This window comes from Eudoraea sp. (assembly GCF_049669105.1).
In the GTDB taxonomy this organism is placed as follows: domain Bacteria; phylum Bacteroidota; class Bacteroidia; order Flavobacteriales; family Flavobacteriaceae; genus Eudoraea.
The window spans coordinates 1-11,676 of sequence record NZ_JBATKE010000018.1 but is presented as its reverse complement, the minus strand read 5'-3'; the positions used below and the strand labels follow the sequence as shown (position 1 = coordinate 11,676).

Annotated in this window: 16 protein-coding genes; 8 read left to right on the top strand and 8 right to left on the bottom strand. The window is 37.1% G+C overall.

From position 1 onward, the window contains the following. On the top strand, positions 1-593 hold a 593-nt coding region (locus WBM60_RS01230), incomplete at its 5' end, for a D-alanyl-D-alanine carboxypeptidase (RefSeq protein WP_424282659.1). On the opposite strand, the gene nudK is transcribed toward WBM60_RS01230, so the two are convergent. The 4 genes from nudK to WBM60_RS01210 form a co-directional block, all read right to left on the bottom strand. Further along, positions 587-1,177, bottom strand: coding sequence for a GDP-mannose pyrophosphatase NudK (gene nudK / locus WBM60_RS01225; RefSeq protein WP_424276667.1), 591 nt, complete (start codon positions 1,175-1,177; stop codon positions 587-589). The genes WBM60_RS01230 and nudK overlap by 7 nt on opposite strands. Positions 1,178-1,215: 38 nt before the next feature. Beyond that, positions 1,216-1,869 carry a DUF2461 domain-containing protein gene (locus tag WBM60_RS01220; RefSeq protein WP_424276668.1) on the bottom strand — a complete coding sequence of 218 codons (654 nt, stop codon included), beginning with the start codon at positions 1,867-1,869 and terminating at the stop codon, positions 1,216-1,218. A 39-nt stretch (positions 1,870-1,908) separates the two neighbouring features. Next, the gene (locus WBM60_RS01215) at positions 1,909-2,709 is read right to left on the bottom strand and encodes a TIGR00266 family protein (RefSeq protein WP_424276669.1); all 801 of its coding nucleotides are present in this window, start codon (positions 2,707-2,709) and stop codon (positions 1,909-1,911) included. A 76-nt stretch (positions 2,710-2,785) separates the two neighbouring features. Continuing rightward, the gene (locus WBM60_RS01210) at positions 2,786-3,241 is read right to left on the bottom strand and encodes a DUF4442 domain-containing protein (protein ID WP_424282658.1); all 456 of its coding nucleotides are present in this window, start codon (positions 3,239-3,241) and stop codon (positions 2,786-2,788) included. Between the two features lie 133 nt (positions 3,242-3,374). Here WBM60_RS01210 and WBM60_RS01205 point away from each other — a divergent pair, with 133 nt between their 5' ends. The 7 genes from WBM60_RS01205 to WBM60_RS01175 all read left to right on the top strand — a co-directional run bounded on the left by WBM60_RS01205 (position 3,375) and on the right by WBM60_RS01175 (position 9,704). Next, entirely contained in the window at positions 3,375-3,857 is a 483-nt protein-coding gene (locus WBM60_RS01205; RefSeq protein ID WP_299161432.1) for a DUF4870 domain-containing protein, read from the top strand. 159 nt (positions 3,858-4,016) lie between these two features. Further along, positions 4,017-4,352, top strand: a complete 336-nt coding sequence (locus WBM60_RS01200) for a PadR family transcriptional regulator (RefSeq protein WP_299161429.1) — start codon at positions 4,017-4,019, stop codon at positions 4,350-4,352. A gap of 2 nt (positions 4,353-4,354) precedes the next feature. Further along, positions 4,355-6,082 carry a PspC domain-containing protein gene (locus WBM60_RS01195; protein ID WP_424263641.1) on the top strand — a complete coding sequence of 576 codons (1,728 nt, stop codon included), beginning with the start codon at positions 4,355-4,357 and terminating at the stop codon, positions 6,080-6,082. A 146-nt stretch (positions 6,083-6,228) separates the two neighbouring features. Then, complete coding sequence (locus WBM60_RS01190; protein WP_424263639.1) at positions 6,229-6,951, top strand: head GIN domain-containing protein; 723 nt, start codon at positions 6,229-6,231, stop codon at positions 6,949-6,951. Positions 6,952-7,075: 124 nt separating this feature from the next. Next, positions 7,076-8,089 carry a dipeptide epimerase gene (locus WBM60_RS01185; RefSeq protein ID WP_424263637.1) on the top strand — a complete coding sequence of 338 codons (1,014 nt, stop codon included), beginning with the start codon at positions 7,076-7,078 and terminating at the stop codon, positions 8,087-8,089. Beyond that, positions 8,086-9,135, top strand: coding sequence for a pyridoxal phosphate-dependent aminotransferase family protein (locus WBM60_RS01180; RefSeq protein WP_424263635.1), 1,050 nt, complete (start codon positions 8,086-8,088; stop codon positions 9,133-9,135). Before WBM60_RS01185 ends, WBM60_RS01180 begins: the two co-directional genes overlap by 4 nt. Positions 9,136-9,257: 122 nt before the next feature. Next, positions 9,258-9,704 (top strand): hypothetical protein, encoded by a 447-nt coding sequence (locus WBM60_RS01175; RefSeq protein WP_424263633.1) that lies wholly within the window; start codon positions 9,258-9,260, stop codon positions 9,702-9,704. An 82-nt stretch (positions 9,705-9,786) separates the two neighbouring features. Here the strand turns inward: WBM60_RS01175 and trxB are convergent, their stop codons facing one another. The 4 genes from trxB to WBM60_RS01155 all read right to left on the bottom strand — a co-directional run. Next, the gene (gene trxB / locus WBM60_RS01170; RefSeq protein WP_424263631.1) at positions 9,787-10,752 is read right to left on the bottom strand and encodes a thioredoxin-disulfide reductase; all 966 of its coding nucleotides are present in this window, start codon (positions 10,750-10,752) and stop codon (positions 9,787-9,789) included. Positions 10,753-10,913: 161 nt separating this feature from the next. Then, positions 10,914-11,099, bottom strand: a complete 186-nt coding sequence (locus WBM60_RS01165; RefSeq protein WP_424263630.1) for a YgaP family membrane protein — start codon at positions 11,097-11,099, stop codon at positions 10,914-10,916. 12 nt (positions 11,100-11,111) lie between these two features. Beyond that, the gene (locus tag WBM60_RS01160; RefSeq protein WP_424278511.1) at positions 11,112-11,417 is read right to left on the bottom strand and encodes a hypothetical protein; all 306 of its coding nucleotides are present in this window, start codon (positions 11,415-11,417) and stop codon (positions 11,112-11,114) included. After that, the coding region (locus tag WBM60_RS01155; protein ID WP_424282657.1) for an efflux RND transporter permease subunit at positions 11,414-11,676 on the bottom strand (263 nt) is incomplete at its 5' end. The genes WBM60_RS01160 and WBM60_RS01155, both read right to left, overlap by 4 nt.

Sequence of the window (11,676 nt, the reverse complement as noted above, 5' to 3'; positions counted from 1 at the left end):
TTTTGGAAAAAGCCCTCGGTAGAGAAATATCAGTGGTTCAAAAAATGCCTTGTGAAGAAAAAATGATACTCTCTGGAATTCTTACCGATAGTATAAATAAAAGAATGATGCAGGAAAGCGATAATTTTTTAGCTGAGCAATTACTCTTACTGGCCTCCTCTACCCTATCAGACACATTAAACACAGGAACGGCTATAGCGTACATGCTTGAAAATCACCTTAAAGATTTAAAACAACCGCCTAGATGGGTAGATGGTTCCGGACTTTCCAGATATAATCTTTTTAGCCCTGAAGCTATGGTATATGTTTTGAATGCAATTTATAGGGAGGTTCCAAAAGAACGACTATTCCATCTTTTTGCGGAGGGAGGCAAATCGGGCACAATATCTGATTGGTATCCGGGAAATCCCCAACCATATATCTATGCTAAAACTGGCACACTGGGTAACAATCATAATATAAGTGGGTATTTAATAACTAAATCCGGGAAAACCCTAATATTCAGTTTTATGAATAATCATTTTATGAATCCCGCTTCGGAGATAAAAAAACAAATGCAGTATGTGTTCGAATGGGTGCGGGACAATTATTGAATTATGTTATTTATGCTTGCGTATTGTACGAGCATAATAGTTTTTGCATCTTTTATTTCCCCGTTTGAAATCATGTCTAAAGCCCTATCAAATAAAACTTCCAGTACTTCAATATTTTCACTCTCATCCTCGGCACCCCCACCATCTCCAACTTTCATTTGCTCTTCGTATTCGCCAATAAAAAAGTGAAGTATTTCAGTAACGGAACCAGGTGACATATAAGATTCAAATACCTTTTTCACATGATGTATTTGATACCCGGTTTCTTCCTCAACTTCTTTTTTGATACAATCTTCCGGATGAGCCCCATCCAGCAAGCCTGCGCATACCTCTATCATCATCCCGGAGGGGTTTCCATTTACGTAGGTAGGCATTCTGAATTGTTTGGTAAGAATAATTGTTCCTTTCTGTTTGTTATACAACAAGATTGCAGCTCCATTTCCACGGTCATAGGACTCGCGAATCTGAGTTTCCCACTTCCCATCCTCCTTTTGATATTCATAAGTGTACTTGCTTAATGTATACCAATTATCTGATAAAACTTCTTTTCTAATATTTTTAATCCTGCTTTTTGTCACGTTCATCGCGGCCTATAATATTTGAAGTATTAAATATAATTGGTTTATACGGTAAGTGCATTATTTAAATACCTCCTAAAAGGAAGCATTTCTCTGTATACTTTGATAACAATTTCTCTAAAATCATCGCTTATTACCTGTTCTTTTGAAAGCTGGTGGACTACCGCAAAGGATTTATTTCTCAACAAATCAATATAAGGATGCTCTTTTGTAAAACCTTTGGGGGCACTTTTCAACTTTTCATCAATATATAACGAGCCAAAAGTTTTTTTAAATGAATCTTTATTGATGATTTTTATTAGTTCTTCCCCGTTATAATCTATAGCCTCCCTTATACTTCGCAGTGATTTTGGGTCCGGTCGCCAAACTCCACCGGCAAGTAAAGATTCATTTATTCCAATCTGAATATAGAAATCTCCTGCCCCTGGTGCTTTATCCAAACCTGCACCAAAGTGATCTTTATAAATAGGTTTATGAGGGTGAAACATAAGATTATTGTTAATCCTGTTTATTCCTTTTTTTCCTGGAGTCCTGTAATAATGCTTATCAATATCAGCGAGGGTATTATCCATGTCATCTAACCAGCTAATAAATTCTGAACGAATTTCCTTGTACCGTTTTCGGTTAATATCCATCCAGACCTTGGAATTGTTATTCTCCAATTCACTTAAAAAGTCAAATAGTTTATTAAAATTCATAAAGAAATTAGTCTGGGTTCAAAGTTTATAGGGAATAATTTAGAAACGGTTATCACCATCCAGAAGATCTCCTATTCCTCCTAAAATACTTCCCTCTCCTTTGTCCTTTCCTCCCCCTTTTGGCGCTGCAGCCCAAACTCTGCCTGCAAGCCTGCTAAAAGGCAGGGATTGTACATAGACGGTTCCAGGGCCTCTTAAAGAAGCAAAGAACAAACCTTCACCACCAAATACAGTATTTCTGATTCCACCAACAAACTCAATATCGTAGTCTATATCCTTTGTAAACCCCACAATACAACCTGTATCAACTTTTAAAATTTCACCAGGCCCCAGCTCTTTCTTGGCCAGGGTACCGCCGGCGTGAACAAAGGCCATACCATCCCCTTCAAGTTTCTGCATGATAAAACCTTCACCCCCAAACAGGCCCCTGCCAAGTCGTTTAGAGAATTCTATACCTATAGAAACTCCTTTGGCCGCGCAGAGAAAGGCATCTTTCTGACATATAAATTTTCCATGTTTTTCAGATAAATCAATGGGCAAAATCTTGCCGGGATAAGGAGAAGCAAAACTAACTTCCTTTTTGCCCTGACCCACATTTAAAAAAGCGGTCATAAACAAGCTCTCACCGGTTAGAATTCGTTTTCCTGCCGAAAATAATTTGCCAAGTACACTGTTATCCTGGTTGGAACCATCGCCAAAAATGGTATCCATCTTTATGTCGGCGTCCATCATCATGAAACTGCCGGCTTCAGCCACCACAGCCTCCTGTGGATCCAGCTCTATTTCAACGTATTGCATTTCTTCGCCGTAAATCTTATAGTCTATTTCGTGTGCGTTCATTTTTATTATTTTAGGTTATTACTAGTTAGTTGGTTCAGAGTACAAAATGTTACAGCAACAGAATAAAAAAACAATATCAGTTTCTCAATTTTACCGTCCATTCAAAATTAAAGGTAGAAACTACTTCTCCCGACTCGTTTACGCCAACAGAATTCATCCAAAAGGTTTGTCCCTCTCCTGTAGCAATCGTTTGGTCCAATGCTTCTTTTATCTTATGCCCGTCCTCGCATTTGAATGTAATTTTACCGGTCGCTTTTTTAGAGAAATTAGCATTATTACTGGCAACAAGCATGGAAATGCTTTCACTGCGTTCTCTAATCTGTGAACTAACCATAATCCCGGTACTAAGTTCGGCTGCCATCCCCTGAACAGCCCAGAACATAGATTTAAATGGGTTCTGATTAAACCATTTATGCCTTACGGTAACCACAGCTTTCTCTTCATCGAAAGATCTAAGCCGAACACCGGACCACCAGGCCGATGGTAATTTAAAAAAAGCAAAGACATTGAATTTACTGGGACTCAGGCTCATAAAAATAAAAATATATGGTAAAAGTAAGTATTCTATTTTAACTTATAAATGTTAATTATTTGTTAAATATTAGTACTATGTTTTGCATAATACCTTCTTTTAGATATATATTTGCATAAGAAACTAATAGGCCATGACAGAGACATTGACAAAACACGAAAGAAATTTATCCGCAGTTATTCATGCATCCACGCTTAGCAAGTACTTTATTCCCTTTGGTAACTTTCTTTTGCCATTGGTTTTATGGATTGGAAATAAGAAGGAACACAACTTCGTGGACTACAACGGAAAGCAGGCTTTAAATTTCCAAATTAGCCTCTTATTGTATTCCATTATTCTGGGAATTATATCGGTTCCTTTTGTACTGGGGTTTTTACCCAGCATTTTTGAAGGAGGGTTATTGGATATTCGGGATTACAATGAGTTCAATAATATCAATTTTCATTTTATAGGAGAAAACTTGCATTTAGGATGGTGGCTTTGGCCTATAGGCATAACAGGTCTGTTGCAAGTTGCACTCTTTATTGTCAATATTGTTTACACAATTTTGGCAACCCTTAGAACAAATGAAGGACAGTATTTTAAATATCCAATAACGATCAATTTCATAAAATAATAAACAGCAGTAATCAAGCTGTATAACAGGAGTTATTCATCAATAAAAAAGAGTTTATTTATCAATCATCATCAAATGAAAAACAAAAAAACGAACAGTTAACCAGATGCTGAATTAATCCGCGACACGAGGAACAGCACAAAACAGAATTATGAAATTATGAACATAGAAAACACAAAAGCACAGATGCGAAAAGGAGTTTTGGAATATTGCATACTCTCCATTCTTCGAGGAGAAGATAAGTATGCTTCCGAAATTCTTGGAACCCTCAAGGATGCAAAAATGCTGGTAGTTGAAGGTACAATTTATCCCCTGCTAACCAGGTTAAAGAATGCAGGGTTGCTCAATTATCGCTGGGAGGAATCAACCTCTGGCCCACCCAGAAAATATTATGCACTTACGGAAACAGGTAAAGTGTTCCTGAAAGAATTGAACATTACCTGGGATGAACTCAGAGGAGCAGTTAATTTGGTTACCAATACTAAAAACAACTAACAATGAATAAAACAGTAAATATAAATCTCGCAAATATACTTTTTCACATAGATGAAAAAGCATTCAACAAATTACAGCGGTATCTGGAATCAATTAAGCGTTCATTTTCCGGTACGGCAGGAAGTGATGAAATCATTGCTGATATTGAAGCCAGGATAGCTGAACTTTTCCAGGAAAAAATGGAAAACGACAGGCAGGTTATTACCCTCAAAGAAGTAGATGAAGTCATCAATATCATGGGACAGCCGGAAGACTATATGGTAGATGAAGACATTTTTGAAGATGAACCAAGACAAAGTAGTGAATCACGGCCAAGAGTTAAAAAACTCTATAGAGATATTGACAACAAATATATTGGTGGTGTATGTGCCGGACTTGAGCATTATCTAGGGTTCGATGTCTTATGGATACGTCTAATTTTCATCGTACTTGGTATTTTCACAGGTTTTGGTTTTATTGCCTATATTTTACTCTGGATCTTAGTGCCGGAAGCTGCAACCACTTCTCAGAAATTGGATATGAGAGGTGAACCGGTTAACATAAGTAATATTGAAAAAAAAGTAAAAGAAGGTTTTGACGAAGTCGCAGATAGGGTAAAGAGTGTAGATTATGAAAAAGTAGGAAATAAAGTAAAAAGTAGTGGCAGAACTTTTTTTGATGCTCTTGGAGACATTATCATGTTCTTTTTCAAAGTTTTCGGCAAATTTATAGGGATATTATTAATCATAATAGGTGCCGCAACTTTAATTGGTCTCTTTATAGGATTATTCACAGTAGGAATTCTGGACATAGTACATATCCCAGGTGTTGATTTTTACGATATGGTGAATTCCACAGTTGCACCCGTTTGGCTGGTTTCACTACTCTCCTTTTTCGCAATAGGAATACCATTTTTCTTTCTGCTATACCTGGGGTTAAAAATTCTTGTGAACAACCTTAAATCTATCGGAAACATTGTTAAGTTCTCTTTATTGGGATTATGGCTGCTTTCTATTATCGGATTGAGTGTCCTTGGAATTCAACAGGTGTCGGCTCATGCTTTTAATGGAACAAGCACAGTTACAGAGGATTTATATTTTCCTCAAGCCCTGGATACTTTGCGTATTCGTCTACAATCCAGTGACCTATACGAAAATCAGGAAAACGTAGGAATAAATGGAATGACGGTTACCTATAATGAAAACGGAGATAAAATTTTATTTGCTAACGACGTAAGATTTGATATCAAAAAATCTGAAGATTCACTTGCACACATTCGTATTAGGAAGGACGCAAACGGAAGTTCTTTTACTAGCGCAAAAGATAGGGCAAGCAAGATTGATTACAATTATTCTATTGAGGCTAATACCCTGTTACTCGATAATTTTCATACAACAGATGCCAAAAATAAGGTTAGGGATCAGGAAGTCAGATTAACCGTTTTTGTTCCCGCAAATAGCGTAATCCAATTGGATGAATCCGCCAAACGCCATATTGGAAGAATAACCCGCTACGACAAGGATATTTATAGAAGTGATATCATAGATTATCAGTGGCTTATGCAGGAGAACGGTGTATTAAAATGCCTGGATTGTCCTGAAGTAATAGATGACGAAGACGAAGATGATGAAAATGGCCGCATAATTATCAATGGGAATGGCGTAGATATTGACATTAAAGACGATGGGGATTCCTTTAAAATGAAAATTGATGAGGACGGAGTAAAGATCAAAACCAATGAGAATAACTAGAAGGCTTACAATTCATCATTTGAATTCAACAATTGAGTAATTCATTTTCGTTATTTCTAATAGAAACAAAGAATTTTATCAATCAAATTAAATCAGTAAACAATTAATCAAAACCCGTAAAATTTGGGTTCTTAAAAACGACAATCATGACAACATTAGCAAGAATTACAATCGCATTGATCCTGGCGCTATTTCTTTCCTCCTGTGCCTTTGACATAAATTTTGGAGACGGCAAAAAAGGAAATGGGGTTATAGCCAAAGACCGAAGAGAGGTTACTGAAGAATTTACCGTTGTATCGGCCTCAGAAGGCCTGGACGTATATGTTACTCAGGCTAAGGAATTTGAAATTTCAGTAGAAGCCGACGAAAATATTATTGACCTTATTGGAACAGATATCCGAGATGGTAAACTAAAAATCCATGCCATTGAAAATATTGGCAGAGCAACAAAAAAAATATATGTCTCTTTACCCGACATTACCGGACTGGAATCTTCAAGCGGTGCTGATTTAGTTGGGAAGAGTGTTATTAAATCTGATAAAATATCATTGAATGCCAGCAGTGGCTCGGATCTGCACGTAGAATTAAGTGCCGATGAAGTTGATGCCAATACAAGTAGTGGGGCGGATATTAGATTATCCGGTGAAGCCAATATGCTATATGCCAATGCCAGCAGTGGTTCTGATATTAAGGCCAGAGATTTTAATGTACAAACCTGCCGTGCCGATGCAAGCAGCGGAGCAGATATTTCTGTTAATGTATCTGAATCTCTAACCGCTGACGCCAGCAGCGGTGCTGATATTTCCTATACCGGAGAAGCAAAAGTTCAAATGAAGAAATCTGTTTCCGGAAGCGTTCATAAAAACTAAGATGAGTTAGTCAGTATTAAATACCAAACATTTTCCTAAGCATTATTTTAACCCCGGTATTCTTACCGGGGTTTTATTTCGTCATATATGGGATTTATTTATATTCGTATTAAACAATTGATTAATGAATCTCAATCTAAAAAAGTACACTTTAAACTTGAAACATACCTTTAGTATTTCAAGGGAATCTCATGATTCACAAGATACTTTAATAGTTTCTCTCTCGTCTGAAAATTGTACCGGCTACGGTGAAGCAACTTCCAATCCGTATTACGGTATTAGCTGTGAAAGTATGATCTCTGAAATAGAGGGAATTCGCCGGGAAATAGAGTCCTGCGATTTTCATAATACCGAAGACTTTTATTCTTTTATTGCTTCCAGAGGATTAAGCAACTTTGCATTATGTGCTTTAGATCTTGCGGCTCATGACCTCTATGGTAAAATCATTGGAAAACCACTGTATGAGATTTGGGGTACTTCTATTGAGAATTATCCTGTTACCAACTATACGATTGGCCTGGATACTGTAGATAAAATGGTCGCAAAAATAAAGGAAAAGCCCTGGCCTATTTACAAAATCAAGTTAGGAACGGATAATGATGTGGCCATTATTAAAGAGTTACGCAAACATACAAATGCTATTTTCAGGATTGATGCCAATTGTGCCTGGACCGCGAACGAGACTATTCACAATGCACCCTTGTTAAAAGACCTGGGTGTAGAGTTTTTAGAACAACCTCTAAAGGCTGATGATTGGGAAGGGATGGAAAAAGTAATTCACCAAAGTGTTCTTCCGGTAATTGCTGACGAAAGTTGTATAGAAGAGGGCGACGTAGAGAAATGCTGGCTCCATTTTAATGGTATAAATATTAAATTGACTAAATGCGGGGGACTGACACCGGCTTTGCGAATGATAGATAAAGCCAGGGAACTGGGTTTGAAAGTCATGGTAGGGTGCATGACGGAATCTACCGTTGGGATTTCTGCTATTGCCCAGCTATTGCCAAAATTAGATTATGTAGATATGGATGGGGCAATGCTATTAGCCGAGGATATTGCAGCGGGAGTTCAAATTAAAGAAAAAGGCCGTGTTATTTTTCCTGGAATAAATGGCAGCGGAATAGAATTATTCAAATGACCTCTTATATAGATTCTTTTCCGGGCCGTGAAATTGTAATTGAGCAGAAGAAATTTCTTTACTTCGGTGGAACCAGCTATTTTGGGCTGCAAACTGATAGGGAATTCCAGAGTATTTTTATCGCAAACATCAAAAAATATGGCACCAGCTATGGTGCTTCCAGAAAGTCTAATGTTCAGCTATCGGTTTATAGAGAAGCGGAAACTCATCTTTCTAAATGGGTGGGCAGTGAAGACTGTGCAGTCCTGTCATCAGGATATCTTGCGGGCCAATTAATTTGCAGCTTGTTCAGTGGTAAGCAATATCAGTTGTTCTATACACCAAACAGTCATTCTGCCTTATACCAATCTAAAATTAAACCCTATATCACTTATTCGGCTTTGAATATTGCAATAAAGGACCATCTGTCATCAAACAAAGAGGCAATACCGGTTATTCTATTAGATACCATAGATTTCTCAGGCTACAACTATCCACAATTTCAAGGGTTAACATCGCTGCCTCTAAATAAATGTATACTAGTTGCAGATGATTCACACGGTATTGGACAAATAGGTCCCGGCAATAGTGGTGTTTTCCAAATTCTCTCGAATTTCAAACCCAAAGAGCTATTAATTTGTTGTTCTTTGGGTAAAGCCTTAGGTATAGATGCAGGCGCAATCTTTGGCACCAGGCACAGGTTAAAAGAAGTAATTAAAACGGATTTTTATGCTGGAGCTTCACCCCCATCACCTGCAAGTATGGCCACTTTAATAAAGGCTGAAGAGATATATAAATCTAAAAAAAGGAAGTTGGATGATAATACTAGTTTTTTCTTAAATCTTATAAATGATCGTAAGAAATTTACCTTTATACAAGGATTCCCGGTATTTGGTTATTCCAATCCTGAATTAACCAAATTTCTGTACAATAACGGAATTATTGTGACCGATTTCAATTATTCCTCAGAAGAAGCCAGCTTAAAAAGCAGGATAGTTTTAACAGCCTTGCATACTGAGAAAGACATATTAAAAATTACCTCACTTATTAATTCTTTTTACGATTAATAATTAGACTTAAGGCAGGCCATTTACAATTCATAATTTAATCCATGATATTCTGTTGGTTTTACAAAAAAATTTGTAACTTTTAAGATATCTTTAAGAATAACTATTTAAAACACAAAACCATGAAAAAATTTCTTGGATTAGTTTTATTGATGGTGATTTTGGTCACAGCTACTTCAATCACATCTTTAAAACCTAACACTATGCATACCATGGAGGGAACCTGGGAACTGCAAAGCTTTTATAACTATGATGGACAGGAAGTGACAGATACTGCCAAAATACAAGAAGGTTACAGACAGGTGAAAATGTATTATGATGGGAAAGTAATGTGGTCACGCACAGATCCGAACGATACTATTGGCAGGTTTGGTTACGGGTCCTACAGGATAACTGACACCGATTTAATAGAAACGATTGAATATGGGGATTATCACATGATGAAGGCCTTAGATACTTTACGCGAATTCACTTTTGAATTAGTTTTGAAGGATGATATTTATAGTCAGATATCAATTGATGCCGATGGTAACAGGACTTTCTCCGAAAATTACAAAAGAATAAATTAGGATCTGGTATCTCCAGAAAACTAAAAGACCGCCAAAATAAAGCGGTCTTTTAGTTTTTAAAGCAAATGTATTGCCTGTTAAATCAGGATACTTCCTGAGGAGTTTCAATAGTAGCCAAATAACGTTCCGCATCCAATGCTGCCATACAACCCGTTCCTGCTGCTGTCACCGCTTGTCTGTATTCCTTATCCTGAACATCACCACTGGCAAAGACTCCTGGTCTGCTTGTTTTAGTAGATTTACCGGGTGTTATAAGATAGCCTGTTTCATCCATCTCTAACTGACCCTTGAAAATTTCTGTATTGGGTTTATGACCTATGGCAACAAAGAATCCTGTAATAGGAATTTCTTCTTTTTCACCTGTTTTATTATTCACGATACGTAAACCTTCAACAACCTGCTCGCCCAATACTTCATCCACTTCTGAATTATATCGCAGATCAATGTTTGGTAGACTGTTTACTCTGTGTTGCATGGCCTTAGAGGCTCTCATAAAATCCTTTCGCACCAACATAGTAACTTTATTGCAAATGTTCGCAAGATATGAAGCCTCCTCAGCGGCTGTATCACCACCTCCGACTATTGCTACATCTTGTCCTTTGTAAAAAAATCCGTCGCAAACCGCACAGGCCGATACACCGCCTCCGCGCAAACGTTGCTCACTGGGAATATTTAAATATTTTGCAGTTGCACCTGTGGAAATAATAACGGTTTCCGCCTCAATTACTATAGAATCATCTATGGTTACTTTGTGAATCCCGCCAACTTCATTACTGAAATCGACCGCAGTAGCCATTCCTATTCGGACTTCTGTTCCAAAACGTTCTGCCTGTTGCTGCAACTGGACCATCATCGTAGGTCCGTCTATCCCTTCAGGGTAACCCGGAAAATTATCCACTTCCGTGGTGGTTGTTAATTGCCCTCCGGGCTCCATCCCGGTATACATAATTGGTTTCAGATCTGCTCTGGCTGCATAAATAGCAGCCGTATAACCTGCAGGACCTGAACCAAGTATAAGTGTTTTTACACGTTCAATTTTTTCTGACATGATTAAATATTAAACTATAATTATTATGCCATAAAAGTAGGATTTTCAAGATAAACCTTACTTTAAAAGTTATAAAAAGTTATTATAATTATTAAAGTTTATCTATGCTATCCTTCTTATATAATTCAAATCAACTTTTGAATAATAATCAAATTATTTAGCTAATCCTTTATACCAAATTTGGATAAGATGTCTTCCATTAAACACCATTTTGTGAATGATGACTGTAAAAGGTTTACCCCAACGAAGGCAGTAAACCATAACCAATTAATGTTTACGTAAATGGCCAACATTAAGCTAATTAGAATAAAGGTTCCGGCTACAGCCCTAACAATTCTGTTTTTCATACTTATTATATTTTAAATTGATCTTTCTATGGGAACTACAATCGCTTTTATGGGATTGTTGGTTACCAGATTTTTATTAAACTCTTCAATCAAGCTAAAGATTACATCTATTTTATCATCTTCTGTAAAAGAGAAAAAAAGACTGGACTCTACCCCGCCTTTAACTGCCGGAAACCATTTTGAGGTCATTAACATGGTTGCCTGTTGTTTATATCCATCTATTTCCGAACCGCTAAAACTTTCTATTTTAGCTTTTTTAAAAAGCCGCAGAATGTCTTCATCAAACTGATCTACAACAGTAACGATTAGTAATTTCATATTTTGTGATTTTTACGTTCTATCAAATAATATACAAGTGGTACTACCAACAGCGTAAGTACTGTTGAAGCAATAGTTCCTCCCATTAATGAAATTGCCAAGCCCTGAAAAATAGGGTCAAAAAGAATGACAAAGGCACCAATTACGACTGTACCGGCGGTTAGGAGTATGGGAGTTGTACGAACTGCGCCTGCGTCAATAACTGCTTGTTTTAAAGGAATCCCTTCTGCCACACGAAGGTTTATAAAGTCTATAAGCA